Annotated in this window: 26 protein-coding genes and 1 pseudogene; 19 read left to right on the top strand and 8 right to left on the bottom strand. The window is 57.6% G+C overall.

Annotated features, from left to right (window positions below; all coding sequences use genetic code 11):
- The first annotated feature begins 17 nt into the window (after window positions 1-17).
- Window positions 18-668 (top strand): DUF2913 family protein, encoded by a 651-nt coding sequence (locus tag I6L41_RS03940; RefSeq protein WP_216962143.1) that lies wholly within the window; start codon window positions 18-20, stop codon window positions 666-668.
- Between the two features lie 99 nt (window positions 669-767).
- Here I6L41_RS03940 and I6L41_RS03935 read toward each other — a convergent pair whose 3' ends face one another.
- The 3 genes from I6L41_RS03935 to I6L41_RS03925 form a co-directional block, all read right to left on the bottom strand.
- On the bottom strand, window positions 768-1,007 hold the full coding sequence (locus I6L41_RS03935; RefSeq protein ID WP_005350974.1) for a FeoC-like transcriptional regulator: 240 nt from the start codon (window positions 1,005-1,007) through the stop codon (window positions 768-770).
- Window positions 1,004-3,277: a Fe(2+) transporter permease subunit FeoB gene (feoB, locus tag I6L41_RS03930; RefSeq protein ID WP_216962140.1), complete on the bottom strand. Its 2,274-nt coding sequence runs from the start codon at window positions 3,275-3,277 to the stop codon at window positions 1,004-1,006. The genes I6L41_RS03935 and feoB overlap by 4 nt, the downstream gene beginning before the upstream one ends.
- A 128-nt stretch (window positions 3,278-3,405) precedes the next feature.
- Window positions 3,406-3,633: a FeoA family protein gene (locus tag I6L41_RS03925; protein ID WP_005337384.1), complete on the bottom strand. Its 228-nt coding sequence runs from the start codon at window positions 3,631-3,633 to the stop codon at window positions 3,406-3,408.
- A 119-nt stretch (window positions 3,634-3,752) separates the two neighbouring features.
- Here I6L41_RS03925 and I6L41_RS03920 point away from each other — a divergent pair, with 119 nt between their 5' ends.
- The 10 genes and pseudogenes from I6L41_RS03920 to I6L41_RS03875 all read left to right on the top strand — a co-directional run bounded on the left by I6L41_RS03920 (window position 3,753) and on the right by I6L41_RS03875 (window position 14,973).
- Window positions 3,753-4,082: a translation initiation factor gene (locus I6L41_RS03920; RefSeq protein ID WP_216962137.1), complete on the top strand. Its 330-nt coding sequence runs from the start codon at window positions 3,753-3,755 to the stop codon at window positions 4,080-4,082.
- Window positions 4,083-4,341: 259 nt separating this feature from the next.
- Window positions 4,342-4,899: a TMEM165/GDT1 family protein gene (locus I6L41_RS03915; RefSeq protein ID WP_005337386.1), complete on the top strand. Its 558-nt coding sequence runs from the start codon at window positions 4,342-4,344 to the stop codon at window positions 4,897-4,899.
- Window positions 4,900-5,063: 164 nt separating this feature from the next.
- Complete coding sequence (locus tag I6L41_RS03910; RefSeq protein ID WP_216962134.1) at window positions 5,064-6,002, top strand: DUF2157 domain-containing protein; 939 nt, start codon at window positions 5,064-5,066, stop codon at window positions 6,000-6,002.
- On the top strand, window positions 5,995-6,999 hold the full coding sequence (locus tag I6L41_RS03905; RefSeq protein WP_216962130.1) for a DUF4401 domain-containing protein: 1,005 nt from the start codon (window positions 5,995-5,997) through the stop codon (window positions 6,997-6,999). The genes I6L41_RS03910 and I6L41_RS03905 overlap by 8 nt, the downstream gene beginning before the upstream one ends.
- Complete coding sequence (locus I6L41_RS03900; RefSeq protein WP_216962127.1) at window positions 6,996-7,514, top strand: GDYXXLXY domain-containing protein; 519 nt, start codon at window positions 6,996-6,998, stop codon at window positions 7,512-7,514. Before I6L41_RS03905 ends, I6L41_RS03900 begins: the two co-directional genes overlap by 4 nt.
- Window positions 7,515-7,585: 71 nt before the next feature.
- Window positions 7,586-8,332 (top strand): annotated as a pseudogene (locus I6L41_RS03895) (substrate-binding periplasmic protein).
- Between the two features lie 130 nt (window positions 8,333-8,462).
- The gene (locus I6L41_RS03890) at window positions 8,463-9,209 is read left to right on the top strand and encodes an ABC transporter substrate-binding protein (protein ID WP_216962125.1); all 747 of its coding nucleotides are present in this window, start codon (window positions 8,463-8,465) and stop codon (window positions 9,207-9,209) included.
- A gap of 139 nt (window positions 9,210-9,348) precedes the next feature.
- Entirely contained in the window at window positions 9,349-10,104 is a 756-nt protein-coding gene (locus I6L41_RS03885) for an ABC transporter substrate-binding protein (RefSeq protein ID WP_216962121.1), read from the top strand.
- A gap of 798 nt (window positions 10,105-10,902) precedes the next feature.
- Window positions 10,903-11,571, top strand: a complete 669-nt coding sequence (locus I6L41_RS03880; protein WP_100646151.1) for a hypothetical protein — start codon at window positions 10,903-10,905, stop codon at window positions 11,569-11,571.
- 339 nt (window positions 11,572-11,910) lie between these two features.
- Entirely contained in the window at window positions 11,911-14,973 is a 3,063-nt protein-coding gene (locus tag I6L41_RS03875) for a DEAD/DEAH box helicase (protein ID WP_216962119.1), read from the top strand.
- Between the two features lie 122 nt (window positions 14,974-15,095).
- Here the strand turns inward: I6L41_RS03875 and cysS are convergent, their stop codons facing one another.
- Window positions 15,096-16,472, bottom strand: a complete 1,377-nt coding sequence (gene cysS, locus I6L41_RS03870) for a cysteine--tRNA ligase (RefSeq protein ID WP_216962116.1) — start codon at window positions 16,470-16,472, stop codon at window positions 15,096-15,098.
- Window positions 16,473-16,684: 212 nt separating this feature from the next.
- Here cysS and I6L41_RS03865 point away from each other — a divergent pair, with 212 nt between their 5' ends.
- From I6L41_RS03865 to I6L41_RS03845, 5 genes are all read left to right on the top strand, one after another.
- Window positions 16,685-17,182, top strand: a complete 498-nt coding sequence (locus I6L41_RS03865; RefSeq protein ID WP_005337417.1) for a peptidylprolyl isomerase — start codon at window positions 16,685-16,687, stop codon at window positions 17,180-17,182.
- Complete coding sequence (locus I6L41_RS03860; RefSeq protein WP_216962112.1) at window positions 17,172-17,969, top strand: DUF4269 domain-containing protein; 798 nt, start codon at window positions 17,172-17,174, stop codon at window positions 17,967-17,969. The genes I6L41_RS03865 and I6L41_RS03860 overlap by 11 nt, the downstream gene beginning before the upstream one ends.
- Window positions 17,966-18,697, top strand: coding sequence for a UDP-2,3-diacylglucosamine diphosphatase (gene lpxH / locus I6L41_RS03855; protein WP_216962110.1), 732 nt, complete (start codon window positions 17,966-17,968; stop codon window positions 18,695-18,697). The genes I6L41_RS03860 and lpxH overlap by 4 nt, the downstream gene beginning before the upstream one ends.
- Window positions 18,698-18,951: 254 nt before the next feature.
- Window positions 18,952-19,128 carry a DUF3606 domain-containing protein gene (locus tag I6L41_RS03850; protein ID WP_005337420.1) on the top strand — a complete coding sequence of 59 codons (177 nt, stop codon included), beginning with the start codon at window positions 18,952-18,954 and terminating at the stop codon, window positions 19,126-19,128.
- A 246-nt stretch (window positions 19,129-19,374) separates the two neighbouring features.
- On the top strand, window positions 19,375-19,623 hold the full coding sequence (locus I6L41_RS03845; RefSeq protein WP_005359720.1) for a GlsB/YeaQ/YmgE family stress response membrane protein: 249 nt from the start codon (window positions 19,375-19,377) through the stop codon (window positions 19,621-19,623).
- 66 nt (window positions 19,624-19,689) lie between these two features.
- Here the strand turns inward: I6L41_RS03845 and I6L41_RS03840 are convergent, their stop codons facing one another.
- Together I6L41_RS03840 and tctD are read right to left on the bottom strand one after the other, a co-directional pair.
- Window positions 19,690-21,045 carry a sensor histidine kinase gene (locus I6L41_RS03840; RefSeq protein WP_216962108.1) on the bottom strand — a complete coding sequence of 452 codons (1,356 nt, stop codon included), beginning with the start codon at window positions 21,043-21,045 and terminating at the stop codon, window positions 19,690-19,692.
- Window positions 21,046-21,088: 43 nt separating this feature from the next.
- Window positions 21,089-21,763, bottom strand: a complete 675-nt coding sequence (gene tctD, locus I6L41_RS03835) for a transcriptional regulator TctD (RefSeq protein WP_005350926.1) — start codon at window positions 21,761-21,763, stop codon at window positions 21,089-21,091.
- 222 nt (window positions 21,764-21,985) lie between these two features.
- Between tctD and I6L41_RS03830 the strand changes: the two genes are divergently transcribed.
- From I6L41_RS03830 to I6L41_RS03820, 3 genes are read left to right on the top strand one after another with little or no spacing between them, the layout of a single operon-like run.
- Window positions 21,986-22,972 (top strand): tripartite tricarboxylate transporter substrate binding protein, encoded by a 987-nt coding sequence (locus I6L41_RS03830; protein ID WP_005350924.1) that lies wholly within the window; start codon window positions 21,986-21,988, stop codon window positions 22,970-22,972.
- Between the two features lie 11 nt (window positions 22,973-22,983).
- Window positions 22,984-23,415 carry a tripartite tricarboxylate transporter TctB family protein gene (locus I6L41_RS03825; protein WP_216962106.1) on the top strand — a complete coding sequence of 144 codons (432 nt, stop codon included), beginning with the start codon at window positions 22,984-22,986 and terminating at the stop codon, window positions 23,413-23,415.
- A gap of 9 nt (window positions 23,416-23,424) precedes the next feature.
- Window positions 23,425-24,957, top strand: a complete 1,533-nt coding sequence (locus tag I6L41_RS03820) for a tripartite tricarboxylate transporter permease (RefSeq protein WP_193860758.1) — start codon at window positions 23,425-23,427, stop codon at window positions 24,955-24,957.
- Window positions 24,958-25,082: 125 nt separating this feature from the next.
- Here I6L41_RS03820 and maiA read toward each other — a convergent pair whose 3' ends face one another.
- The gene (gene maiA, locus I6L41_RS03815; protein WP_005361400.1) at window positions 25,083-25,718 is read right to left on the bottom strand and encodes a maleylacetoacetate isomerase; all 636 of its coding nucleotides are present in this window, start codon (window positions 25,716-25,718) and stop codon (window positions 25,083-25,085) included.
- Window positions 25,719-25,857: 139 nt separating this feature from the next.
- Complete coding sequence (locus I6L41_RS03810) at window positions 25,858-26,853, bottom strand: fumarylacetoacetate hydrolase family protein (protein ID WP_158113976.1); 996 nt, start codon at window positions 26,851-26,853, stop codon at window positions 25,858-25,860.

Below are 26,853 nucleotides of genomic sequence, written 5' to 3'. Positions count from 1 at the left end.
CAACTCAAGGATTGCTTATGACCTCTCCGACCTACAATCAGGCCCTGCTCGAGATGGCCACCCAGAGCCTGGCCGAACTGGCCCGCACCGCCGAGCAAAAGGCGGGCAAGCGCACTCCGGCGCAAGAGAGCCACTTTCTCTGCACCTGGATGGCCGACTCCCTCAAGGAGAAGCGCTTCTCCCGTCTGGTGATGGAAGATTTGAAAGCTTGGGTGCAGCTTGGCCGCACGCTGGGTGCGGGCGCCGATCTCAAGGGATTGCTGGAGCGCATCGCCTTCCAATACCAGTGCGCCATGACCAATCCGCAGCAATTGGGAGCCAAGCTGGCGGCCCTGCTGGAGGATCTGACGGCGGCAGGCTGGCTGGTGCTGACCGAGAGCGAGGTGAACGCCAAGCTGCGCCTGCAATCGGGCGGTCAGGCGAGTCTGGTGGTAAGCCATAGCGAATATGAAGGCCATATCGAGGACGGTGAGCTTGTCAAACCCCTCACCCTCTATGTGCGCGGTGAAGAGAAGGTGCTGGCCGAGGCGGCCTTCAAGCACGGCCTGCTGCTGAGCCAGGGCAACAAGAAAGCCACCCGGGTCAAACACCACAAGGCCTACCGGCTGATGCCGGACAACGCCCAACCGGCGCTGGCACTGCTGAGCGAGGCTCGCCAGAGCGCCTGATCTCGCCTGTTTTCAGCAATAAAAACGGCAGACCCTCATTTAAAGCAGGGCCTGCCGTTTTTTATTGTTCGATGTTTGGTGATGAGGTCTGGTAGTCGTTTAGCGGATCTTGATGCCAATCTGGCCCGCGTCACACCACTCGAACATCACCTCTTCGCTCTTGCCGCAGCAACTGCCACCACAGACCCGACTCTCGCGCTTGATGACCCGCCCCTTGCGCATCCAGACGCCGAGCATGGCCTCCACCGCATCTTCCGAGGTGTGGAAGTGGCGAGCCAGATCACGCCGGCTCACCTTCTGCTGCGCGGCGAGGTAATCCCCCAGCTCGCGCAGGATCATAAGGTCACCACCTTGCGGGCGACGATGTCACCGTGACGGCGACCGGCCCACCAGAGCAGTACCAGAGAGAGGCCATAGCTGACGATCCAGAACAGGCTCTGCTCCGGATGAGCGGCGAAGGTGGCCACCTGATAGAAGAGGGTCGCGCACATAAAGGCCATATAGTTGCACCAGGCCGCGGTAAAGAGGGCCCACTGGCGACCGGTTTCCCGCACCAGGGCACCCATGGCGGCGGCGCAAGGCATGTAGAGCAGCACGAACAAGAGGTAGGCAAAGGCACCAGCCGCCCCATCGAAGTGGGTCTGCATGTTGCCGTAGGTGGAGACATCCACTTCCTGCGCCTCAGCGGCAGCTTTCTGGTCGTCGAGGTTGCCAACATCAAGCCCCATAGGGTCGCTCGGGTTGATCTCCGCCAGATTGGCTGCCACGGCATCGATCGCCTCATGGAAGCTGGCCACCAGCGAGAACTCGCTCGCCTCCTCTTCATCTGCGCCACCACCGGCGTAGAGGCTGTTGAGGGTACCGACCACCGCCTCTTTGGCGAAGATACCGGTGACGATACCGACCGTAGCCTGCCAGTTGTCATCGCGCACACCGATGGGGTGCAGCACCGGGGTCACCGCCTGGCTGATCTTGCTCAGGACCGAGCTCTCCTGCTCCTGATGGCCAAAGCTGCCATCGGTACCCAGGGAGTTAAGCACGCTCAGCACGGCAACCACCAGCACGATGGTTTTACCGGCGCCAAAGACGAAGGATTTGAGCTTCTGCCAGGTCTTGATGGCAACGTTGACAGGACGCGGCCACTCGTAATCCGGCATCTCCATCACCATGGAGTCGCTCTTGCCCGGCAGCAGGGTATTGCGCAGCAGCAGGCCAGTGAGCACCGCCACCAGAATACCGATGAGGTAGAGACCGAACACCAGGTTCTGGCCTGATTCAGGGAAGAAGGCCACCGCAAACAGGGCGTAAACCGGCAGACGGGCACCGCACGACATGAAGGGGGCCATGGCGGAGGTCATCAGCCGCTCCCGCTCGGAGTTGAGGGTACGGGTCGCCATCACCGAGGGGACGGTACAGCCAAAGCCCATCAGCATCGGCACGAACGCCTTGCCCGGCAGGCCGAGGCGGCGCATCAGGGCATCCACCACGAAGGCGGCGCGGGCCAGATAGCCGGAGCTCTCCAGTACCGCGAGGAACAGATAGAGGCAACCAATCACCGGAATAAAGGTGGCCACGGTCTGCAAACCAACCCCGAAGCCGTCAGCCAGAATGGCGCCCAACCATTCGGGGGCATTGATCAGCCCCAGCAGGTGGTGCACCCCATCGACAAACAGGGCGCCGCCCATGATGTCGAAGAAGTCGATAAAGGCGCTGCCCACCTTGATGGCGAACATGAACATCAGGTACATGACAAACAGGAAGAAGGGGATGCCAATCCAGCGATTGAGCAGCACCCGATCCAGCCACTCACTCTGGGCCTCGGTGAGCTTGCCCTTCTGCTGGCGAGCCTGTTGTACCCACTGGTGGATATGGCCGTAGCGGATATCTGCCAGTTGCAGGTCGATATCCTGCCCTTGATGAGCGCGAGCTACCACATTGGCGGCGGCCGCCTGCTGACCGGGCAGCAGAGTCTCCTGCATCACCGCATCCTCTTCCAGCAGGCGCAGGGCGCGGCCACGGGTAGTGAGGTGATGCGGGGCGAGCAGGGTCTCCAGCTCCGCCAGATCGGTTTCAAGCTCTTGGCCGTAATCGAGTTGCAAGGCTGCTTGCTGCTGACCGATAAACTGCCGGATCTGCTGCTTGAAGGCGGCAACCTGCTTGCTGTTGTGGGCAGAGAGGGCCACTACAGGGCAACCGAGGGATTTGCCGAGCTTGCTCTCGTCGATGACGATGCGGCGCTTTTGCAGGATATCCAGCTTGTTGAGCACCACCACCATGGGCAGGCCAAGTTCACGCAGTTGTAGCGTGAGGTAGAGGGAGCGCTCCAGATTGGCGGCGTCGATGACGTTGAGCAGCAGGTCGGGCTGTTGGCCCTGGGCAAAGCGGCTGGCGATCTGCTCGTCCAGACTGCCATCCTGACCCGCCAGGCTATAGATGCCAGGCAGATCCATCAGCTTGAAGTGATGCTCACCCGCGCTGAACTCACCCATCTTCTTGTCGACGGTGACGCCACTCCAGTTGCCTACCTGCTGGCGGGCGCCGGTCAGGGCGTTGAACAGGGAGGTCTTACCGCTATTGGGGTTACCTACCGTTACCAGGGAATAATTCATACCAGCTCTACCTCTATTTTCTTCTGAACCCGCCGCGTGCGAGTGGCAAGCTGCTTTGCAGGTTCGACTTCTTGTCTCTGAACCGCTCCCGGTGACTTTCTTGACCGAAGCGGTAGCCGAACAGGGGGTTATACCGGCTCGACTTCTATTTGCTGGGCCAGACTCTTTTGCATGGAGAGACAGATCCCCTGGCACTGGATCTGGAGCGGGTCCCCTAGGGGGGCGGAGCGCAGATAAATGACTTCAGTCTGGGGCAACAGGCCCATCACCATCAGTTTGCGGCGCAGCGGCCGGGCGAGCTGATTCATATTCTTGATGCGAGCACTCTGTCCCGGTGACAACTGCGTGAGTACCATGACTGACTCCTGAAGTTAAACAATAATAATTCTCTTTTACTTGGGGCATTATAAGCTGTGTCTTCAACTTTTATTTGAGTAAAATCAAACTCCGCTTAGCTAACCCATAAAGTAATGCCATGAATCACGACAACAACAGCCGCCTCGTTTACAGCACAGATGGCGGCATGATCAAGGAGCAGAGCGCTCCCCAATCCGCCTCCCCCTTCCCCACTGACGGCACCGTGCGCATTCGCCGCGAGACCAAAGGGCGCAAGGGCGCCGGGGTGATCACCATTCATGGCATACCCGCCGATCAGCAAAAATCCCTGGCCACCCTGCTCAAGAAAAAGTGCGGCACCGGAGGCGGTATCAAGGAGGGAGTGATCGAGATCCAGGGGGATAAACGGGACCTGATCAAAACCGAGCTGGAGAAAGCCGGTTTCAGCGTCAAGCTGGTGGGTGGCTGATCCCCTTGTCACTCATGCGGTTTTTCCCTAGAATGCCCGCTCCCATCGAGGGGGAGTAGTCTCGTACACCGGTGCCATCCATTGCATGAATACCGGTTTGCGACCCTGATCAACATACTTGGTGCCAAATCACCATGGTCAGGGTGATCCATGCCAGCCATGGATTTGACAAGACCTTTGACGGGCCAGTGCCAATACCGGGGACGGATGGCGCAGGCTTGTCTTTGGTTTATAACAATTCCGTCCCCCGGTCATTTTTATGGAAGCCTTGTTAACCTCAACCCTCAGCGTCGCTATTGCCGAAATCGGCGATAAAACCCAGCTGTTGGCGTTGCTGCTCATCTGCCGTTTTCGCAAGCCCTGGCCCATCATCGCCGGCATGCTGGCGGCTACCCTGCTCAACCATGCGGGCGCCGCCTGGATTGGTGAGTTCATCAGCCGCTGGCTCGATCCCAAGATAATGACCTGGCTGGTCGCCATCGCCTTTATCGCCATGGCTATCTGGATTTTGGTGCCGGACAAGATGGATGACGAGGAGAGCTCGCTGGATAAATACGGCCCCTTTATGGCCACCTTCGTGCTCTTCTTCATCGCCGAGATTGGCGACAAGACCCAGATCGCCACCGTGCTGCTGGCCGCCAAATATGATTCGCTGGTACAGGTCATTACCGGCACCACCCTCGGCATGATGCTGGCCAACGTGCCGGTGGTGCTGATCGGCAAGCTGGGGGCAGACAAGCTGCCGCTCAAGGGGATCCGCATCGCCTGCGCCATCCTCTTCGTCGGCCTCGGGGTGAGCACCCTGATCTTTGCCTGATCGCCTTTTCCGCTGACCAAGCCCTCCACCTCGGAGGGCTTTTTTGTTTGCTGCTTTGTCTAGTGCGTAACCCGCTGTCGCAACCACCTGCCCTACAGCCAAGGGGCAGTGCACGGTTGCGGGGACCTCATGCCATAATGGGGCAAACCTCGTGGAGTCCCCCCATGCACAACGTATCAAGAGAGACGCTTCTCGAATGGGTCAAACAGGGACGGCTGGCGCCAGAGAAGCTGGCGGACGCCCTGACCCTCGCCGATCTTCCCCCCCATCCGGCGCGCTGGCAGTGGCTGTTTGACCGGCTGCTGCTCTGGCTCGGCGCCCTCTGCATCGGGGCTGGCCTCATCTTCTTCGTTGCCTTCAACTGGCAGGAGTTGGGCCGGGTCTCCCGCCTCGCCCTGCTGGAGGCGCCGCTGCTCGCCATGCTGCTTCTGCTGTGGCGCAAACCCCTTGGGGATACCCCCCGTCAGGCGCTGCTGCTCGCCATCGCCCTCAATATCGGTGCCCTGCTGGCGCTGGTGGGTCAGACCTACCAGACCGGCGCCGATCCCTGGCAACTGTTCGCCACCTGGGCGCTGATGCTGGTGCCGCTGGCGGCATTTGGCCAAAGTCCCCTGCTCTGGACCTTAAGCTGGCTGCTCGGCCAGCTGGCGCTGGTGCTCTACTGGCGGCTCGGTTTGTTCACGTTCTTCTTTACCTTCGATGAAGAGGGATTGGGCTGGTGCCTTACCCTGCTCAACGCCGCCCTCTGGGGTCTGCTTCTGCTGGCGCCAAACCGCTGGCGCCTGATGCCAAGCTGGCTGGCGGGCCTTGCTGCCGGTCTGGGGGCCACCCTGCTCACCCTGCTGGCGCTGTTTGATGTCGCCTCCCCGCTGGTGTGGCCGCTCTGGCTTGGCTGGCTCGCTGCGGCCTATGCCCTGTGGCACCACAGATTTATCGCCGGACTCGCCATGGGGTGCCTCAGCCTGATTGCCGTCATCCTCGCGGCGCTGGGCAAGTGGATGGAGCCCGACATCAACGGCTTCTTGCTGCTGAGCCTGATTGCCATCGGCCTTTCTGTCACCGCCGCCCGCTGGCTGCAACAACAACGGAGGTCTCATGAGTGATCTGACCCTTTGGCAAGCACTGCAACAGGCCAATCTGGTGGAAGGGGATCAGCCCAGTGATACCCAGCCCCACTGGTCGAGCCGCTTTATGCTGGGGCTGGTGGGGTGGATTGCCGCCCTGTTCCTGCTCTTTTTCCTGTTTCTCACCTTCGAACAGCTGACCCGCGAGGCCAACAGCGCCCTGCTGCTCGGGGCCGTGCTGCTGGCGGGGGCCTACGCCCTCAATCGCAGCCAAAGCGGCGATCTCTGGGATCAGTTCGTGCTGGCCCTCACCCTAGCGGCCGATGCCTGGCTGCTCTATGGCCTGCTCGATCAGCTTGATCTCCATCATGCCCTGCTCTGGTTTGGGTTGTGCCTGCTGTCCCTTGCCATCGCCGTGCTGTTCGATCACTGGCTGGTGCGGCTGTTTCACAGCGTGGCGGCGGCCCTGCTGCTCACCCTTGGCCTCGCTTGCCTCGGGCTGCAACTGCTGGCGCTGCCGCTGGTGATGGCGGCCATCACCTTCTGCTGGCTGCGGGCAGATAGGGATCCCGCCCGTCACCAACTCTACCACTCCATCACGCTGGGGCTGGCCCTCTCCCTGCTGGTGCTGGGCCGCCTGCACCATCCGCTCTGGGATGGCGGCAGCAGCGTGCTGGACGAACTGGGGCTGTCCCGCCTGCCGCTCTGGCTCAATCCCCTGCTCTGCGCCGCCCTGCTGCTGGCGGTGATGGTGAAGCTGAGGCTCCCCCTGCTGTTTGGCCTGCCACTGGTGCTGATCAGCGCCATCATCCCCGGCATGGGGGCGGGCGCACTGGTACTGATCCTCGGATTTTATGCCGGCAGTCTGGGGCTGATGACCCTCTCGGCCCTGCTGCTGCTCGGCTATGGCTCGCTCTATTACTACGATCTGGGGCTCACCCTGATGACCAAATCCTGGCTGCTGCTGGGCTCCGGCATCCTGCTGCTGGTGGCCCGCCAGCTGCTCACCACCTTTGCGGCAAGGAGCGACTCATGAAACCCGCCACCCGACAACTCGCCCTGTTGCTGAGCGGCCTCGCCATCCTGGCGGGCATCAATGCCACCGTCTGGCGCTATGAGCACGCCATGAGCAGCGGCGAAGTGGTGTTGCTGCGGCTTGCTCCGGTCGATCCCCGCTCCCTGATGCAGGGGGATTACATGCGGCTCAACTATGAAATTGCCCGCGAGCTGACCAGCCGCGACGCCCGTACTACTCAAAACAAAGGCATCGACACCCTGGTGATCCGCCTCGATGCCCATCAGGTGGCCAGTCTGGTGGCCGATGGCAAACCGGATCGGCTCGCCAGCGATGAGCGGCTATTGCAGGTGCACCAGAGCGAGCGGCAGTGGCAGATCGGCCCCGATGCCTACTTCTTTGAAGAGGGCACGGGGGAGCAATACGAAGCGGCCCGCTACGGCGAGTTCCGGCTGCAAGCGGATGGCAAGACCCTGCTGGTGGGGCTGCGGGATGAGGCCTACCAGCCCATCGGGCAGATCCGCGCCCGCTGGTAGCGGCAGTGAGTGGCTATTTACTCTGTTCATGGTCACACTCAAGGGAAGGTTGATCGCTAAGGATGTTCCCAATGAGGATATGGCTGATCTGTCATCTGTTGCTGCTCTGCTGGGCCTCGACGGCCCGGGCTGATCTGGGCAAGCTCGAGTACCTCACCGAAGAGTACCCCCCCTACAACTTCAGCGATCCGCAAGGCCAGCCCACCGGCCTTGCGGTCGATCTGCTGCAGATGATCTGGCAACACAGCGGCGTGACACCCCAGCCGGTGCGCATCCTGCCCTAGGCGCGAGGTTATTACTTGCTAACCCAGAAGCCCAACGTGGTGCTCTTCTCCACCGCCCGCACCCAGGCGCGGGAGGATCTCTTCAAGTGGGTCTGCCCCATCGGCTACTCGGAGTACATACTGCTCGGCCGCAAAGCGCAAAACATCACCCTGACCGCCTTCGATCAGATGAGCCAGTACAAGATCAGCGCGGTGCGCTCGGATGCCGCCGAGCAGCTGCTGCTCAACAACGGCATGGATGACAACAACATCATCCCGGCCAACCGCCTGTCGCAGGGGTTGAAGATGCTGCTCTCCGGCCGCGCCGACCTGCTCGCCACCAGCAAGCTGGCGGGATATGATGCCATCCGCGAATTGAAGCTCAATAGCGACGACTTCAACGTGGCCATGGTGCTGAGCGCCGAGCAGCTCTGCTACGCCTTCAGCCGTCAGGTGCCCGACAGCGAGATCACCCTCTTTCAGCAGGGCCTGACCCGCGCCCTTGCCTCGGAGGAGTTTCGCAAATTGCAGGCCAAATACCTGCCGGTGCGCTGAGCACTCACTCACCCGCTGGGCAGCAGTTCGCTGCCCATTTTATTGATGAAAGATGCAATAGAGGTGGCTAGCTATTCCCGCCACAAGCAGTCAAACTGGGCTACATAGTTGATTGCGAAGGATCTTTCCCGTGCGGACATGGCACCTACCTCATCTGCTACTGCTCTTGTGGGCCACCTTCGCGCAGGCCGATCCGGGCAAGCTCGAGTATCTGAGCGAAATCTCTCCCCCGTTTAATTTCAGCGACCAGCAAGGGATGCCAACCGGATTGTCGGTAGAGCTGATGCAGCTTATCTGGAAAGCGCGCGGCGTGTCGCCCCAGCCCATCCGCATGATGCCCTGGGCTCGGGGCTACAACCTGCTGCAACAAAAACCCAATGTGGTGCTGTTTGCCACCGCCCGCACCCCGCAGCGGGAGGCGCTTTTCAAGTGGGCCTGCCCCATCGATCACTCGGAATTTGTGCTGCTGGGGCGCAAGGCGGACAACATCACCCTCGGCTCGGAGGCCGAGATCAGCCGCTACAAGGTCGGCGTGGTGCGCTCCACCGTCTCCAAACAGCTGCTGCTCGAACGCGGTATCGATGAGCGCCAGCTGATGCTGGCTAACCGTCTCACCCAGGCGGCCAAAATGCTCACCTCAGGTCGCGCCGATCTCTTTGCGACCAACAAGCTGGCGGGCTATCAAACCCTGCAGCAGCTCGGCTTCAAGCCGGATGACTTTCATGTCGCCTTCGTGCTGGATGCCAGACCGCTCTGCTACGCCTTCAGCCGTCAGGTGTCCGACAGCGAGGTCGCCCTCTTTCAGCAGGCGCTGACCCATGTCGTCGCCTCGGCGGATTTCTCGGCCCTGCAAGCCAAATACCTGCCGCTGCGCTAACACCCTGATCGCCGCCGACATTGGGCGCAGGATGGGACTGTGCACCCGCGCTTTTTTGCCAAACATGCTCCGTCGCCTTGGCGAAATCGGCCAGCTTGGTCACACTTGAGCAGATATTCCCTTGATCAGGATGGCAAAAATGAAACCATGGATTGGATTGGCCGGGGCGCTGCTGGCCACCCTCGCACAGGCGAGTCCTGAGCTCGGCAAACTGCACTACATCACCGAAGAGTACAAACCCTACAACTACGCCGATGCCAGCGGCGCCCCCACCGGCCTCGCAGTCGAGCTGCTGCAACTGGTATGGAAAAAGACCAATACACCGGCGCAGCCCATCACCATCATGCCATGGGCGCGCGGTTACTACCTGCTGACCCAAAAGCCCAATGCGGTGCTCTTCTCCACCGCCCGCACCCAGGCGCGGGATCCCCTGTTCAAGTGGGCCTGCCCTATCGGGTATGCCGAGATCGTGCTGGTGGGGCTGGCCGATCGCAATATCACCATCACCAGGCTCGACGATGCCAAGGCGTTCAATATCGGGGCGGTGCGGGCCGATGTGGGGGAGCAACTGCTGCTCAACAACGGCTTTGACGAGACCAAACTGATGGCCGCCAACCGGCTGGCACAGGCGCTCAAGATGCTCACCTCCGGCCGGGTCGATCTGGTCTCCACCAACAAGACCACCATGGAGCAGCTGATCGTCGAACAAAAACTCGACCCCGCCCGCTTCAAGGAGCAGTGGGTGCTGAGCTCGGAGCAGTTCTGCTTCGCCTTCAGCCATCCGGTGAGCGACGAGCTGGTCAAGGAGTTCCAGACCGGCTTGACCCAGGTGCTGGCGAGCAGCGAATACCCGCTGCTGCACAGCAAATACTTCCCAACCCCCGCCGCCAAATAGCGGCGCGGCGTCGAGCGCCAACAACAAGGGGCCCACTGCGGGCCCCTTCGCTTTTTACCGTTTGCACTCCTCTCGCGGCGTCACCCCACCGCCCTGCCACTACCAAGCCCCGACAATCATCAACTAATCGCTAATTAATAAAAGTTTGTGCCAGCGCAAAAAACCACTCTTTTCTGATAGTTAGCTCATCAAAACCATAGATAAGGCCACTCTGGCTCCGTAATATGGCGATGGGCGTCTGTTGACCCCTTTTCCGAGATCAATGGTCAACGGCGCAATCTGGTAGCGACAGTCAGGGGCGGTAGCGACTTTAGCGTAGGGTCGATTAGCGAAGCGTAATCGTCCGCGGTAACTGTCCCCTCTCCCCTTGCGGGAGAGGGCTAGGGTGAGGGGTCGGTAACGTCATTGCTTGACGAAATATCGCCGTCTAATTGGCATGGCTTCGCCATGCAGGACACGAGGACTCCGTCCTCGATGGGGTTTCGCCGCCGCTGCGCGGCTTGGCGAGTGACTTTGGAAAGACCCGCTCTCTTTGGCAAATATCACCAAAAGTCTTCTCCCCCACTTGTTCGCCCTCCTGCGTCGGGTTCCCTCGGTTCACCCGTTTGTCCCAGCGGCGCTCGCTCGGCGAACTACAGGGGGCAACACCCGACCCGTAGCCCCGAGGAAAATATCAGACACAGGATTCATGCCAATCTGAGATAGAGGTGTAATTCACTTCGTTCATTACACCCTGCGATATACACCGATTTCCATTGTATTACTTCCTATCAGACAAGATACATTTTCGAGATTTATATGAGCAATAACCTAATTAATAATTTGAAATCGTTTAACCGCAAAGAGCGGTTTTACCTAATTGGCCAAATGCTAGGAAACCCAGAATTTCGCATGGATGACAAACAGCTTGATAAAATATCAGAGCTAATCGGTATAAAGATCCCCAGAGAATACTTTGCCGCGATGGACTATCACCTTGACTGGATCTATGCCAGCTTGTACCTCACTAAAAACAACACTGCGAGCTGCGTAGAACGCAATTTCATAGATGAAAATGGAATTGAAACTGACTATCAAATATCAGGCACTCAAGAAGATGTCGACTTTCTTATTGCCTTTGTTGATCACGAAAACACAACCCATATTGTGATGATTGAGGCTAAAGGCGATAGCTATTTTAGCAACGCTCAGTTAAACAGTAAAAACAAGCGATTTAAGGCTATTTTCGGCGATGAAGATACATGGCCAAATGTAAAGCCTCACTTTTTACTTTGCAGCCCAAAAGAGCCACAAAACGTAAGCATTGAAGACCCAGTCTATTTTATGCTTGCCAAAGATCAAAATCCTATTTGGTTCCCGCTTTTAATGGGCACAGGAAAAAATAAAGTGACTCGATGTATGGATGGCGATAAAAATAAAAAACCATCTAGTGAAGGTGACCATTGGAAAGTTGAAAACCGTACTTAGAAATAGCGGGGCAATGAACTTCGTGTACTGCTCCCATCCCAGTGTTATCGGGATATCAATTGGGGAACCCTTATCTCAGAACCAACCCTTCGTCCACCCCATGGCGAGAGCAGATTGTCGCACCAATGCAACAAGCGCCATCGATATGATTTCATAGGTGAAAAATTCATGGTGTGCAGAACAGCAAGCGGCACAGATATCTATTGGGAAACGGTTTTATATTGAAGGCCAGATAGTGAATGCTTTGTAGTGGTAACTACCTTTTTCTCGCACATCCCATTATGCTTTTCGAATCGAAAAATACGGCTCTGTTTAATATCATTATTTAGGTATAAATTGATGACTACAAACAATTTTAATATCAATGACGTTCTTTGGGATAATTTACGAACATGTCAAAAAGAAAGTATAAATGTAGGGCTGGATTATATAAAAAAGCCATTTTCAGATGAGATAAAATCATGCCTTATAAGTTTACCTACCGGTGCCGGAAAATCAGGTGTAATTGCTATACTCTGTCACCAAGCAATGCAGAAAAGAATTCTAGTTTTGTGTCATAGAAGAGCAGTATGTGACCAGCTAATTCTAGAGGTTAGCGGTGGTTTTTTTAGCAAAATAACCGCCAACGAATATGATTTAAAAAAGACTGTTTTTTCTAAGATTGATGACACATCTAAGAACGGGATTTATATTTCAACATTCCAAAAATTACAATCTTTCAATGAAGATGAGCTAAAGGTTTTAAAAAACAACATTGACCTTATAATAATAGATGAGGGACATTCAGAACCATCTCCCGTATGGCGAACACTAGTCCGAGGTTTAAAAGCCCATAAAATAGTTATTACTGCAACACCTTATCGTAATGACCTATTCCAATTTGATATTAACGGAAACTCTAGTTTTATATACTCATTTGAAAGAGCATTATCTGATGGTATATTATGTGAGCCTACATTTAAAACTATTGAATATGATGAACTAATAAATCATATCCAATATTTTTTCGATTTAAACCCAGGCACTAAGTGTATAATAAAATGCAACAAATTTTCTGACATCGTTGATTACTACAACTTATTGAACTCGCATTTCAAAATTCTTGCAATCCATGAGCAGTATGCCAATGACAAGCGTGATAATGTGAAATCATCCGTTCCTAAAAATCTTAAAGAATCAGCGTATGACATAATCATTCATCAGCGTAAACTTGATGAAGGAGTTGATATTCCTCAAGCTAAACTGCTCATTTTGACCTACCCGGTTAATAGTGGCAGGGAACTAGTACAAACCATTGGTCGAGTTGTAAGATTATTTGATGATGTAAACCCAGAAGTGGTTGAGTTTACTCAAGGGATAAATCATCAATTATGGCTTAATTATCGAAAATTTGATGCCTCGCTAAGCACGCCAGAAGCCATAACTAAATTTATAGCCTCTCTCGATACAAATAAATTAATAGATACATATCTAGATGCTTTTCCTGATGCTAGTTATTATGGAAACAGATTTTTATCTAAATTTAATATAAATGATTTTACGCCGTCATCATCTCTGATTATTCCAACCGCATCCGTCTGTTTTTTAAATAAATCAAATGGATTTAGCTTACATGTAATGTCAGACTTGTTATTCTGGAGAAGCAATAATGCTGGTGAACTTGCAAAACAATTTGATACTGATTTCGATATAAAACTGATCGTATCTATTGCATTCAACAAATCGAAGTTTTTAAAAGACCATTTCTTTTTTGAACCGTCCTTAGAAATAACTTTGTTGAAAGAAATATCCAAAGATATCATTGCAGTATACGATAGTAGAGGAAGGCGATTTGATTATGATGAAGAACTTAATTTAGGTAGCGCGATTGTCCAAGACAAACTATTTAGCATTATGTCTTCAGGGGAATCAGTAAAAACAACAGAAGCTAGTAGTAAATCATTTAGCACAACAAAAAGAAGGCCACAAAGTGTGGTTGTAAAAGGTGATGATCTAGATAAGCAATTAGTAGATACTCAAGGAAATGCCGCTTATCGATTAGCTACTTTGAGATGCGACACATACGACCAATTTAATAAAAAATCTGGTAGTTTTTATGTAGGTGTTGACTCTGGGCGGATTTCAGATCAGAAAGATTATTCTTTCAGCCTAGCTGAATTAAATGATTGGCTTGAACATATCGCAGTACAATTCACAATAAAAGGGAAAAAAACTAGTGCATTGATAGATTCATTTGCAAAGCCAATTCAACCACAGTCAAACCTGAATATTCTCAGTGTTATTTTTGACTTCAGTGCCCTAAATAGCCCTTTAAGTATTAAAGTTAATGGGAATTTATTTAGTGTCGACAATAACTTTATATATCGAGAGTTCAAATCTGGTTTTTTACTAGACCCTAATATTGCTGACAGCCATATATCTGCAAATCTTATCGAAAACGAGCCATTCTTTCAATTTTCCTCCGATAGTGATATTTTATTCTCTACCGACCCTGACATTGAACCGGATAAAAATATCATTGACTTTCTTGCTAAGAATCTACACTGCGCTCTACTTGAACGTGGCATAGGATATTCAAGTGGTAGATTTTACCAGCTACAGTTACCAATAGAAAAATCGTTTTCTTTAGATGACTCCAATTTATCAAGTGTTATTGTTGGTCTAGCATGTTTATTGAATAAGGATCTTGATGAAAAAGGGTTCAAAGATAGCGTCTATCAGGTCATAAATAATGATGAGTTTAGTGAGGATTCTATTTTTTATCTGCTAGACAAGCTCAAAGCATATTCCTTACCTAATCCTACAATTGAAGATTTAGGGCCTTTCTATAAATATATACCAGAAGCAGATCTTGTTATAAATACCGACATGGGAACTGAGCCCGCTGATTTTATACTTTCCTCTACAGAAAAATTAGTCTACGTTCATGTTAAATGTGGAAGTTCAACGACTAGACCGCAGTCTTCGGCTGGTGGGCTTGCAGAAGTTGGTTCTCAGGCCATAAAAAACATAGAGATGTTAACTAGCAATAATACTAAACTAAAGCCAGGGAACTGGACTGAACTTTTATCACCATGGCCAAAAAATAGTGCTAAGTTACTTATGAACGAAAGAATTAGAATGTTTAATCGCCAGCGTTATTCGGCTCAAGATCATATAGATAGAGAAAAAAAGCTTAACGAGGTTTGGGATCTTATCGCCCAAAGACGGAGTTCTCATGCTGTAAGAAAAGAAATTTGGATAGTCGCGGCTAATAGCTTTTCACGGAAGCATTTTTCCGAGCAGTTAGCTAAGGGGTCAACAGCAAACAGTGAATCATTACAGGCATACCAACTAATACAGAGCTGGCTATCAAATGCACACAGTAATGATGTCGAACTTAAAATATTTGTGTCACCATGATTTAACTCAAAAATGTGGAACTATATGACATAATCAATGCAATAAAAAACCGCAGCCCAAGGGCTGCGGTTTTTTTATTGGCTTAACCTGTTGGCACCAGACGCCAACAAGGCCCACCGACCTTAGGCCCGGCGCCAGCTGGTCTTTCCGGCGCTGTCTTCCAGCACGATACCCATCTCGGTGAGACGGTTGCGGGCGGCGTCAGCGGCGGCCCAGTTCTTGTCGGCGCGGGCCTGATTGCGCTCGGCGATCAGGCGCTCGATCTCGGCAACCTCTTCGTCCGCTTCGTCACCCTTCAAGAAAGCCTCGGGGTCTTGCTGCAGGATGCCGAGCACGGCGCCCAGTTCGCGCAGACGGGCGCCCAGCGCGGCGGCAACGGCCATGTCTTCACCCTTCTGGCGGTTGATCTCGCGCACCAGATCGAACAGTGCGGAGTAGGCTTCCGGGGTGTTGAAGTCATCGTCCATCGCATCAACGAAGCGAGCCACCTGCTCCTCGCCACCGGCAGCAACGGCTACCGGCAGATCGCGCAGGGCGGTGTACATGCGCTCCAGCGCGGCGCGGGCTTGCTTGAGGTTATCTTCCGAGTAGTTGAGCTGGCTGCGGTAGTGGCCAGACATCAGGAAGTAACGGACGGTTTCGGCGTCGTAGTGGGCCAGCACGTCACGGATGGTGAAGAAATTGCCAAGGGATTTGGACATCTTCTCTTTATCCACCATCACCATGCCGCTGTGCATCCAGGTATTGACGTAGTCGCCACCGTGGGCGCAGCAGGACTGGGCGATCTCGTTCTCGTGGTGCGGGAACTGCAGATCGGAACCGCCGCCGTGGATGTCGAAGTGGTTGCCAAGGTGCTTGGAGTTCATGGCGGAGCACTCGATGTGCCAGCCAGGACGGCCCGGGCCCCAGGGGCTTTCCCAAGTCGGTTCGCCGGGCTTGGACATCTTCCACAGCACGAAGTCCAAGGGGTTGCGCTTGGCATCGACCACGTCAACGCGGGCACCGGCTTGCAGCTGCTCCAGATCCTGGCCGGAGAGCTTGCCGTAGTCGGCGTAGGATTCGACGATAAACATCACATCGCCGTTGTCCGCCACGTAGGCGTGCTCTTTTTCCAGCAGGGATTGCACCAGCTCGATGATCTCTTCGATGTGCTGGGTGGCGCGCGGTTCGATATCCGGGCGCACCATGCCGAGGGCGTCGAAGTCGGCGTGCATGTCGCCAATCAGACGCTCGGTCAGCTCGTCGCAGGTGACGCGGGTTTCAGCGGCGCGCTTGATGATCTTGTCATCCACGTCGGTGATGTTGCGCACGTAGGTGAGGTCGTAACCGGCGTAACGCAGGTAGCGAGCGACCACATCAAAGGCTACGAAGGTGCGGCCGTGGCCGATATGACAGTGATCGTAGATGGTGACACCACACACATACATGCCCACCTTGCCCGGGTGGATAGGTTTGAATTCTTCTTTTTGACGAGTGAGTGTGTTGTATATCTTCAGCATCTTCTAACCACTGCCTGTGAGTAAAATGGTTGGTCATAATACCCCGTTCGGGGGCAGAAAACGAGGCAGAAAAGCGGGCCAATCCCGCCTGCCAGCACGGTTACGGCGCCTGAGAGACTATGCCGCCAGCCCCTGATGGGCTAGAATTGCCACCACTTTATGCCATACACCTGCGGGCACTTCGTCGCCCGCATCAAATGAAAGGACATATCATGGTCACTCTGCACACCAATCACGGCGACATCACCCTCACCCTGAACGCTGAAAAAGCCCCGGAAACCGTGGCCAACTTCCTGCAATACTGCCGTGACGGTCACTACGACAACACCATTTTCCACCGCGTCATCGACGGCTTCATGATCCAGGGCGGCGGCTACGCTCCGGGCTTTGAAGAGAAAGACACCCGCGCTCCCATCAAGAACGAAGCGGCCAATGGCCTGTCCAACAAGATCGGCACCATCGCCATGGCCCGCACCATGGAGCCGCACTCTGCCAGCGCCCAGTTCTTCATCAACGTGAACAACAACGACTTCCTCGACTTCAAATCCGCTACCACTCAGGGCTTCGGCTACTGCGTATTCGGTGAAGTGACTGCCGGCATGGACGTGGTCAACAAGATCAAAGGCGTCAAGACCGGTAACTACGGCCGCATCCACCAGGACGTGCCGGTAGAAGACGTGGTGATCACCAAGGTGACCCTTGCTGACTGATCTCTGCCGACTCGGCACTGACAAAACTGCGGCCCCGGCCGCAGTTTTTCCATCTGCCTCCTCCACTGCCAGCCCAAACTGGCGCCGCCTCGACTATCTGGCCCACGGCAACCCGCGCCAGCGCTCGGCCCATGCCCTGCTCACCGCCGGGTTGTGGGATGAGCTTGCCACGCAGTGCAGCGATATGGCGCTGGTGAGCACGCTCGCCATCGGCCTCGATCGGCCGGGCAGCGATCTCGATATCCTCTGCCAGCATCCCGATCCGGCGGCGTTTGCCGCTACTTTTGCAGAGCAAGGCTGGCAGGCGAGCGACAAGGGCGACAATGTCTGGCTGCTGGAGCGCACCTTTTCCTGCCTCGACCAGCACTTTGCTAATAGCGGTTCTGACAAGAGCGAGGCCAGCTGGCCGCTGGAGCTCTATGTCACCCCCGTCCCCATCGAGACGCTGAACGGCTGGCGCCACCTCACCCTGATGGCGGCTTTGCTACAACGCTTTGGCGATGCTTTCTACCGCGAAGTGCTGCACCTTCGCCTTGAAGAGGGATTGAAAGGGGAAGCAGCCATGTGCCGGTTGCTGGGGCTGGCGGGCGATCCTTATGCCGCCCTGCTGACGCTGGAGGGGCGCAATCTGGCCAAGCTGTCATGGCAGCCGCCATCCCGTGACGATATCCATACCTCAACTGGCGCGATGGCGCCCGCAGCGCACTATTCGTCCCCAGTTGTTTCTACTATCTCTGCCACCCCTGTTTGCCCTGTTTCGACCGAGAGCCCGACCCCCACATCATGAGCACCCTCTTTATCAGTGACATTCACCTCTCTGCCCAGCGGCCCGATATGACCGCGGCACTGGTGCGCTTTCTCGAGCACGACGCCCCCGGCGCCGATGCCCTCTATGTGCTGGGGGATCTCTTCGAGTTCTGGATTGGCGATGATGACCCCAATCCGCTCCATCAGCAGATGGCCGATGCCTTTTTGGCCCTGAGCCAGCAGAACGTGCCCATCTACTTTATCCACGGCAACCGCGACTTTCTGCTGGGCCAGCAGTTTGCCAAGCGCGCTGGGATGACATTGCTGGGTGACCCTTGCGTTATCGACCTCTATGGGGAGCGAGTGGTGCTGAGCCACGGCGATCTGCTCTGCACCCTGGATGAGGGGTATCAGAAGTTTCGTCGCATCACCCAGCTCAAGTGGCTGCGCTGGCTCTTTTTGCGGCTGCCGCTCGCCCGCCGTCAGGCCATCGCCTGCAAGATGCGCGGCCAAAGCCAGATGGAGAATGCCCACAAGAGCCAGATCATCATGGATGTGACGCCAGCGGCGGTGGACGACACCCTGCGCGCCCACGACTGCCGGATGATGATCCACGGCCATACCCACAGACCTGCCATCCACGACTTCACCCTCGATGGCCAGCCGGCGCGGCGCATCGTGCTGGGAGACTGGTTCGAGCAAGGCTCGGTGCTGGTCTGTCGCCCCGGCGAGCAGCGGCTGGAAATGCGGGCGCTGGCAGAGGCTTGATAGCCCGCAGTCCGGTTGACCACAAAGCCCCCAGTCCCCATCACTCCCCATCGTTCGCGCCATCCGGTTCACTGCCCATAAGGCGCGAGCGAATAAGTGGTGATCGCTCACAGATCAGCAAAGCAAACCTGCACACCTCCCTCAGGCCCCAGGTTGTGTGAACTCCGTCACCTTGCCCCTTGCCAATTGAGAGGATGATGGCGCTCAGGCAGAAATGTCTTTCTCGCCAACTATTTCAACAAGTTGAGGTTTGTATGCCTGACAGCAATGCGGTCGCTCACCCGTTCGATGCCAAGAAGATCAATGTCAACGATCCCTATGAGATGAAGCAGTGGATCAAAATGTTCGAGTGCACCGAAGTCCAGCTGAAACGGGCGGTCAAGGCAGTCGGCACCTCAGGCAAGGCGATCAGAAAATACCTCAAGAAGTGAGGGCACAACCCCGTCACAAACCCGGCCCCGCTTGCGGGGCTTTTCTCATTTTGGCCTTTACGTGGGCCATCCCCCGCCTGTTTGGCGGCGCACATACCGCCATTCAGCCGCTCATAACCGGACTGTGCAGCCCGACCAGCACTGGCCGCCGTCCGACAGCTTGTGACCGGCCAGCGCCGTCTGGCCCTTCGCATCCCGGCATCCCTGCCTATAATGCGGGCTCAAACACACAGAGAGGATTAATCCATGGGCTTTATCACCTGGATCGTATTGGGACTGTTGGTTGGTATTCTGGCGAAGTGGATCATGCCGGGCCGCGATGGCGGTGGCTTCTTCATGACCGCCCTGCTGGGGATTGTCGGCGCCATGGTTGGCGGCTACGTGGGTACCCTGCTGGGGCTGGGCTCCGTGACCGGTTTCAATATCCCGAGCATTGCGCTGGCGACCGTGGGCGCCCTTATCGTCCTGTTTGTCTTCAACAAGATCCGCAGCTGACCCCCCAACGCCATCTATGTGTAGATAAACAGGGCACCGCGAGGTGCCCTCTCTTTTTTATCGCCCTCACGATGTTGCCAGCGGCAAGATCAACCTCACCAGCAAGCCACCCAGCTGGGTCGCTGGCAGCAACACCACTTCGCCGTGGTGGTAGTGGGCGATATCGCGCACCAGTGCCAGACCAAGCCCCGCTCCCGGTTGTTCACTCCCCTGCTCGAGGCGCTGGAACGGCTGCCAGACTCGTTCCGCCACCTCGGGGGCGATGCCGGGGCCGCTATCCTCCACCTCCAGCCAGATCTGCCCATTGCTGCGCACCACCCGCGCCGTCACCGTGCCGTGGGGTGGGGTGTATTTGATGGCGTTGTCGAGCAGGTTGGCACAGAGCTCCCCGAGCAGCAGCGGCTCCCCCGCCACCATGATGGCGGACTCCTCCCCTTCGTAACCGAGATCGATCCCCTTGCTGCGCGCCTGCGCCAACCGTGACAGACAGGCCTGCTGTACCAGCGCCGTCAACTCGATGGGCTCCCGCTGGCGCAGCCCGGAGCACTCGTCCGATTTGAGTCGCGCCAGCAGCAGGAGCCGTTCGGTCAGGGCGATGGTGTGATCGAGCCGCACGGCCATGGCATCGAGGCTTTCGCTCATCAGGGCCGGATCGCCACTGCCGCGCGCCACCTCAACTTGAGTTTTCAGGATGGTGAGCGGGGTGCGCAGCTGATGGGCGGCATCGGCGCTAAAGCGCTCCTGCCGGGCCACCAGCTGGCGCAATCGGGCCAGCTGGCGGTTGAACGCCTGCACCAGCGGCCGGGTCTCCTGCCAGGGAAGCAAATCCGGCAAGGGGGCAAGATTGGCGGCATCGCGGCGCAGGATCTCCCGCGACAAACGGCGCATCGGGGTGAGCAGCCGTTTGAGCAACAGATAAGCGAGCAGCAGGGTGAGCACCACCAGCGCCCCCTGGGTCAACAGGGCCGACCAGAGCAACTGCTGTGCCAGTTGCTGGCGGCCGAGCAGGGTTTCCGCCACCGTGATGCGGGCCATGCCGGTGACGCCCCCCTCGCCTACCGGTTGCAGCAACATCACGGCGCGGATTGGCGCCTCCTGATAGAGGCCGTCGTAGAAGTAGGCGAGCGCCGGATAGCGGTCGGTCAGGGGCGTACCGTCCGGCATGGGGGGCAGGTCGTCAAAGCCGGAGATGACCCTATCGTCGATGCCGCGCACCTGATAGAAAAGGCGATCGCGCATGTTGCGCTCGAAGCTGTCGAGCACCACGTAGGGCACATCCACCTTGAGGCTGCCCTCGGCCGCCGTCAGCCGCTCGGCGACGGTGCGGGCAGAGGCGAGCAGGGTGCGATCATAGGCCGAGGTGGCCGCCGCCAGCGCGCCGTAGTAGCTGTACCAGGCCGAGGCGGCCCAGAGGATCAGCAAGGGGCCCCCCAGAAATAGCAGCAGTTGATGGAGCAGGGAGCGACTAATGGGAGGCCTCCGGCGCCGCTTCCAGCAGATAGCCGAGACCGCGCAGGGTGGTGATCACCACCCCGCTGCCTACCAGCTTTTTGCGCAGCCGGTGGATATAGAGATCGATGCTGTCGAGCCCCACCTCGTCATCGAGGTTGAACACCTGCTCGAACAGCTGCCCCTTGGCGACCGGCCGCCCGTGGCGGTACATCAGCGCGGTCAGCAGCGCCAGTTCGCGCGGAGTCAGGGCAAGGCGGGCATCGGCCAGCAGAAAATAGCCGTCGGGGTGCAGGGTCAGGCGCCCCAGCCGCAGCTCGGCACCACCGCTTTCGCTGCGCCGCAGCAGGGCTCGCAACCGGGCATCCAGCTCCCCCAGATCGAACGGCTTGGCCAGATAGTCATCGGCACCGGCATTGAGGCCGCAGATCCGCTCCTCCACCGCGCCGCGGGCGGTGAGCAGCAGCACCGGCACCCCCTGCCCCCTACTGCGCAACCGGCCGAGTACCGCCAGCCCGTCGAGCTTGGGCATCTCGATATCGAGCACCGCCAGCGCGTACTGTTCGTGGCGCAGCAGGTGATCAGCCTGAGCCCCGTCAGCCACCCAATCCACCGCGAAACCGGCGCTGGTGAGTGCCCGCGACAGCCAGTGGGCCAGTTCGTGATTATCTTCTGCCAACAGCAAGCGCATCCCTCTCCCCTTGTTCCTAACCGCAGCATTCAGCCTTACTACTTCAACTGAATCCCTTCGTCACTGCCATTGTGGGAGAAGGTGCGATCAGAGTCACACTCCCGGCTCTTGGTCAGCGATTGAAAGGTGAATGAAAGGTTGTTGTTTTAACAATTTCGCATCACTTCGTCTATCGACGGAGTCACACCCAGGAAAAACAACGACAAGATGGAGCACACAACCATGAAGCAACGCACACGTCATGCCCTCGCCCTGCTAACCCTGCTCGGCGCCCTGCCACTGCAGGCAGCCGAGAGTGCCACGACCCCGAGCCGTACCGAATGTATCGCACCAGCCAAACCGGGCGGTGGCTTCGATCTCACCTGCAAGTTGCTGCAGGTGAGCCTGCAGGAGACCGGCACCATCGACAAGCCGATGCGGGTCACCTACATGCCGGGCGGGGTCGGCGCCGTGGCCTACAACGCCATCGTGGCCCAGCGCCCTGCCGAGGCGGGGACCGTGGTCGCCTTCTCCGGTGGCTCCCTGCTCAACCTCTCCCAGGGGAAATTTGGCCGTTACGGGGTGGACGATGTGCGCTGGCTGGCGGCGGTGGGCACCGATTACGGCATGATTGCGGTGCGCCACGATGCCCCCTATCAGAACCTCAAGGAGCTGGTGAGCGCCATGGAGCGCGATCCCAACAGCGTGGTGATCGGCGCGGGTGCCTCCATCGGCAGTCAGGACTGGATGAAGACGGCGCTGCTGGCCAAACAGGCCGGGGTTGACCCCCACAAGATGCGCTACGTCGCCTTTGAAGGGGGTGGCGAGCCGGTCACCGCGCTGCTGGGCAACCATGTGCAGGCGGTCTCCGGTGATTTGAGCGAGATGGTGCCCTATATCGGTGGCGACAAACTGCGGGTGCTGGCGGTGTTCTCTGCCGAGCGGCTGCCCGGCAAGCTGGCCACCATCCCCACCGCCAAGGAGCAGGGTTATGACCTGGTGTGGCCGGTGATCCGCGGCTTCTATGTCGGCCCCAAGGTAAGCGACAGCGAATACCAGTGGTGGAAGCAGACCTTCGATCAGCTGGTGAAAACCGACACCTTCAAGGCGCAGCGGGATCTGCGCGGCCTGTTCGAGTTTGACCTCACCGGCGAGGCCCTCGACAGCTACGTCAAGGAGCAGGTAGCACAATATCGCGAGCAGGCCAAAGCCTTCGGTCTGGCCAAATAGGAGCCGCAGCCATGAGCGATCGCATCTTCGCCGCCATCTGGCTGCTGCTCTGTCTGGCAGGCGCCGCCATCGCCTGGCAGATCCAGAGCGAATACAGCTATGAGCCGCTGGGGCCACGCCCCTTCCCGCTCGGCATCATCGGCCTGATGGCGTTCTGCGCCCTGTTGCTGCTGCGCCGCCAGCCGGACATCGTTACCTGGCCGCCGCTGCGTACCCTGCGCCACCTCGCCATCATGGTAGTAGCGCTGGCCGGGTACGGTGCCAGCTTCGAGTGGCTGGGCTTTCCGCTGGCTACCACCCTGCTCACCTTTGTTCTGGGGCGCCTGTTTGGCGCCTCTGCCAAAGCCGCCCTGCTCTCCGGCGTTGTCGGCGGTCTGGTGCTCTATCTCGCCTTCGACCGGCTGCTGGATGTCACCCTGCCCCTCGGCGTCTGGTTCTCTTAAGGAGTCAATATGGATACCTGGATGTACCTCTCCCAGGGCTTTGCGGTGGCACTCACCCCGGAGAATCTGGTTATTGCCCTCATCGGCTGCTTTGTCGGCACCGTGGTCGGCCTGCTGCCGGGCCTTGGCCCCATCAACGGCGTCGCCATCCTGTTGCCGCTGGCCTTTGCCCTGAAACTGCCCCCCGAATCGGCGCTCATTCTGCTCGCCACCGTCTATATCGGTTGCGAGTATGGCGGGCGGATCTCCTCGATCCTGCTCAACGTGCCGGGGGATGCCGCCGCCATCATGACCGCGCTGGATGGCTACCCCATGGCCCAGCAGGGCAAGGCGGGAGTGGCCCTCTCCATCTCGGCGGTCAGCTCCTTTGTCGGCTCCATGCTCGCCATCGGCGGGATTATCCTGTTCGCCCCGGCGCTGGCACGCTGGTCACTGGCCTTCGGCCCGGCGGAGTATTTTGCCCTGATGGTGTTCGCCATCGCCTGCCTTGGCAGCATGATGAGCCAGAACCCGCTCAAATCCTTTATGGCCGCGCTGATTGGGCTGGGGCTCGCTACCGTCGGGGTGGATGCCAACACTGGCGTCTATCGCTTCACCTTCGACAGCGTTCACCTCTCGGACGGGGTGCAGTTTATCGTGGTGGTGATCGGCCTCTTCTCGGTGAGCGAGATCCTGCTGATGCTGGAGCATACCAGCAGTGGCGGCAAGCTGGTGCGCACCACCGGGCGGATGCTGTTCAACTTCAAGGAGCTGGTCCATTGCACCGGCACCATGTTGCGCTCCTCTACCATCGGCTTCTTCGTCGGCATTCTGCCCGGCGCCGGTGCCACCATCGCCAGTGCCATCACCTACATGACCGAGAAGCGCCTGGCGGGGCCCAATGCCAAATTCGGCGAAGGGGACATTCGCGGCGTGGCCGCGCCGGAGGCGGCCAACAACGCCTCAGCCTGCGGCTCCTTTATCCCCATGCTGACCCTGGGGGTGCCGGGTTCGGGCACCACGGCGGTGATGATGGGGGCACTGACCCTCTACAACATCACCCCGGGCCCAACCATGTTCACCGAACAGCCCGATGTGGTGTGGGGACTGATCGCCGCCCTCTTGCTGGCCAACGTCATGCTGCTGGTGATGAACATCCCCATGGTGGGGCTCTTTACCCGCATGCTCTCCATCCCGCTCTGGTTTTTGGTGCCCGCCATCGCCAGCGTCTCGGCGGTGGGAGTCTATGCGGTGCACAGCACCACCTTCGACCTGTTGCTGATGGTGGCCCTCGGGGTCTTTGGCTACCTGCTGCGCAAGATGCACTTCCCCATGTCACCGCTCATTCTGGGCTTCGTGCTGGGTGAAATGCTGGAGCAGAACCTGCGCCGCGCCCTCTCCATCAGCAATGGCGACACCGCCATCCTGTGGAGCAGCGGCATCAGCCAGACCCTGCTGGTACTGGCCATCGTAGTAATCACCCTACCCCCGCTGGTACGCCTGCTGCGCCGCCGCAAAGCCGATCCGCTGATCCCGGACGCCCGCCCGGAGCAGGGAGCCTGATCCCCTCTGAACAGAAAGAGGCACGCCAGCAAACTGGAGTGCCGTTAACGAACAAGGGCCCCACACAGTGGGGCCCTTGTTTATGAATGGCGTGTTGATGCCATCCCGCGATTCAAGTCAGTAGGTCACTGCGCGTCCGGCTGGTTGGCGGGGGCGGCTTTGATAAAGGCTTGCAACTGTTCGCAGTTGGCGACGATGCGGCGGATGGTGGGGTAATCGTCCAGGGTCATGTCGTAGCGACGGGCGTTGTAGACCTGGGGCACCAGCATGCAGTCGGCCAGGGTCACTTCGTTGCCGACGCAGTAGACACCGGCGGTGGTCATCAACAGCTGTTCGAGGGCGGTGAAGGTCTCGTCAATCCAGTGGCGATACCAGCGGGCCTCCTGCTCGTTGTTGGCCCTGAAGTGTTCTTCCAGATAGTTGAGTACCCGCAGATTGTTGAGCGGGTGAATATCACAGGCGATCATGTTGACGATCTGGCGCACCCGGGCCCGCGCGTCGGGGGAAGAGGGCATCAGAGAGTAGGCGGGATAGGTCTCGTCAAGGTACTCCATGATGGCGACCGACTGACCGATCTGCACATCGCCATCCACCAGAAACGGCACCAGCCCTTGGGGGTTGATCCGGCGATAGGCCTTCTCGCTCTGCTCGCCTTGCCGCAAATTGATGGGATGCTGCTCGTAGGCGAGCCCCTTGAGCTGCAACACGATCCGTACCCGAAAACTTGCCGACGAACGCCAATAGCCAAACAACTGCAACATAATCTGTCCCTGCATCTTATCTGGGCCCGAAGCCCGGCAGGTGCTCGCCACCTGCCTCCTTGTGTATCCGGCACCGGTTGAGGGCTCGTCGTGATCCGGACATATCCCGAATATCCTTGCCGCCAACCGGCGCTGGCCATCAACCTCCCTGACCGCTCGCTGGCACCACCTGTTGAGAGATAGTGCCAAACAGGTTTTGGCCAGAGCGATCTTCCATCGCGATCGACACTCTATCACCAAACTGCAAATAGGGGGTTATAGCTTGATCACAATCAAGAATTTCCAGCATGCGGCGCTCGGCAATGCAGGATGAACCGGCGCTGCGATCGTAGTTGGAGACGGTGCCCGAGCCAATGATACAGCCCGCACCGAGCGGTCTGGTCTTGGCGGCGTGGGCAATCAGCTCGAAGAAGCTGAAGGTCATGTCTACCCCGGCTTCGGGCGCACCAAACAGGGCACCGTTGAGGTGGGTCAGAAGCGGCAGATGCACTTTGCCATCACGCCAGTCATCGCCCAGCTCGTCCGGGGTGATGGCCACCGGCGAGAAGGCGCTGGACGGTTTGGACTGGAAGAAACCAAAGCCCTTGGCGAGCTCCCCCGGAATGAGGTTACGCAGGCTCACATCGTTGACCAGCATCAGCAGCTTGACGTGACTGACAGCCCCCTGCGAGCTTACTCCCATCGGCACATCATCGGTGATGATGGCTACCTCCGACTCGAAATCGATCCCCCACTCCTCAGAACCCATCACAATCGGCCCGCGGGGAGCCAAAAAGCTGTCGGAGCCCCCCTGATACATCAACGGATCGTGCCAGAAGCTTTCCGGCATCTCGGCGCCGCGCGCCTTGCGCACCAGCTCCACGTGGTTGACGTAGGCACTGCCATCGGCCCACTGATAGGCACGCGGCAGCGGAGAGAGGCAAGACGCTTCGTCAAAGGGGAACGCCTCGGCCACACGGCCCTCGTTAAGCTGCTGATAAACAGCCTCAAGCCTGGGGGCAACCTCGGCCCACTCGTCGAGAGCGGCCTGCAACGTCGGGGCAATCTCGCTCACCCGTACCGCACGGGTCAGATCCCGGCTCACCACCACCAAAGCGCCATCGCGCTTGCCATTGTGCAATGTTGCCAATTTCAT

This window comes from Aeromonas sp. FDAARGOS 1411 (assembly GCF_019047125.1).
Lineage (GTDB): Bacteria > Pseudomonadota > Gammaproteobacteria > Enterobacterales > Aeromonadaceae > Aeromonas > Aeromonas veronii.
This window is presented reverse-complemented; position numbering and strand designations above follow the sequence as displayed.

What these genes read in the sequence shown, in the direction of transcription:
- I6L41_RS03910 (WP_216962134.1), top strand. Translation starts at nt 5,064, where the DNA reads ATGCACAACGTATCAAGAGAGACGCTTCTCGAATGGGTCAAACAGGGA.
- I6L41_RS03820 (WP_193860758.1), top strand. Translation starts at nt 23,425, where the DNA reads ATGGATACCTGGATGTACCTCTCCCAGGGCTTTGCGGTGGCACTCACC.
- I6L41_RS03845 (WP_005359720.1), top strand. Translation starts at nt 19,375, where the DNA reads ATGGGCTTTATCACCTGGATCGTATTGGGACTGTTGGTTGGTATTCTG.
- feoB (WP_216962140.1), bottom strand. Translation starts at nt 3,277, where the DNA reads ATGAATTATTCCCTGGTAACGGTAGGTAACCCCAATAGCGGTAAGACC.
- I6L41_RS03940 (WP_216962143.1), top strand. Translation starts at nt 18, where the DNA reads ATGACCTCTCCGACCTACAATCAGGCCCTGCTCGAGATGGCCACCCAG.
- I6L41_RS03900 (WP_216962127.1), top strand. Translation starts at nt 6,996, where the DNA reads ATGAAACCCGCCACCCGACAACTCGCCCTGTTGCTGAGCGGCCTCGCC.
- lpxH (WP_216962110.1), top strand. Translation starts at nt 17,966, where the DNA reads ATGAGCACCCTCTTTATCAGTGACATTCACCTCTCTGCCCAGCGGCCC.
- I6L41_RS03920 (WP_216962137.1), top strand. Translation starts at nt 3,753, where the DNA reads ATGAATCACGACAACAACAGCCGCCTCGTTTACAGCACAGATGGCGGC.
- I6L41_RS03830 (WP_005350924.1), top strand. Translation starts at nt 21,986, where the DNA reads ATGAAGCAACGCACACGTCATGCCCTCGCCCTGCTAACCCTGCTCGGC.
- I6L41_RS03905 (WP_216962130.1), top strand. Translation starts at nt 5,995, where the DNA reads ATGAGTGATCTGACCCTTTGGCAAGCACTGCAACAGGCCAATCTGGTG.
- I6L41_RS03925 (WP_005337384.1), bottom strand. Translation starts at nt 3,633, where the DNA reads ATGGTACTCACGCAGTTGTCACCGGGACAGAGTGCTCGCATCAAGAAT.
- I6L41_RS03880 (WP_100646151.1), top strand. Translation starts at nt 10,903, where the DNA reads ATGAGCAATAACCTAATTAATAATTTGAAATCGTTTAACCGCAAAGAG.
- I6L41_RS03885 (WP_216962121.1), top strand. Translation starts at nt 9,349, where the DNA reads ATGAAACCATGGATTGGATTGGCCGGGGCGCTGCTGGCCACCCTCGCA.
- I6L41_RS03825 (WP_216962106.1), top strand. Translation starts at nt 22,984, where the DNA reads ATGAGCGATCGCATCTTCGCCGCCATCTGGCTGCTGCTCTGTCTGGCA.
- I6L41_RS03865 (WP_005337417.1), top strand. Translation starts at nt 16,685, where the DNA reads ATGGTCACTCTGCACACCAATCACGGCGACATCACCCTCACCCTGAAC.
- I6L41_RS03850 (WP_005337420.1), top strand. Translation starts at nt 18,952, where the DNA reads ATGCCTGACAGCAATGCGGTCGCTCACCCGTTCGATGCCAAGAAGATC.
- I6L41_RS03810 (WP_158113976.1), bottom strand. Translation starts at nt 26,853, where the DNA reads ATGAAATTGGCAACATTGCACAATGGCAAGCGCGATGGCGCTTTGGTG.
- cysS (WP_216962116.1), bottom strand. Translation starts at nt 16,472, where the DNA reads ATGCTGAAGATATACAACACACTCACTCGTCAAAAAGAAGAATTCAAA.
- I6L41_RS03915 (WP_005337386.1), top strand. Translation starts at nt 4,342, where the DNA reads ATGGAAGCCTTGTTAACCTCAACCCTCAGCGTCGCTATTGCCGAAATC.
- I6L41_RS03875 (WP_216962119.1), top strand. Translation starts at nt 11,911, where the DNA reads ATGACTACAAACAATTTTAATATCAATGACGTTCTTTGGGATAATTTA.
- I6L41_RS03935 (WP_005350974.1), bottom strand. Translation starts at nt 1,007, where the DNA reads ATGATCCTGCGCGAGCTGGGGGATTACCTCGCCGCGCAGCAGAAGGTG.
- maiA (WP_005361400.1), bottom strand. Translation starts at nt 25,718, where the DNA reads ATGTTGCAGTTGTTTGGCTATTGGCGTTCGTCGGCAAGTTTTCGGGTA.
- tctD (WP_005350926.1), bottom strand. Translation starts at nt 21,763, where the DNA reads ATGCGCTTGCTGTTGGCAGAAGATAATCACGAACTGGCCCACTGGCTG.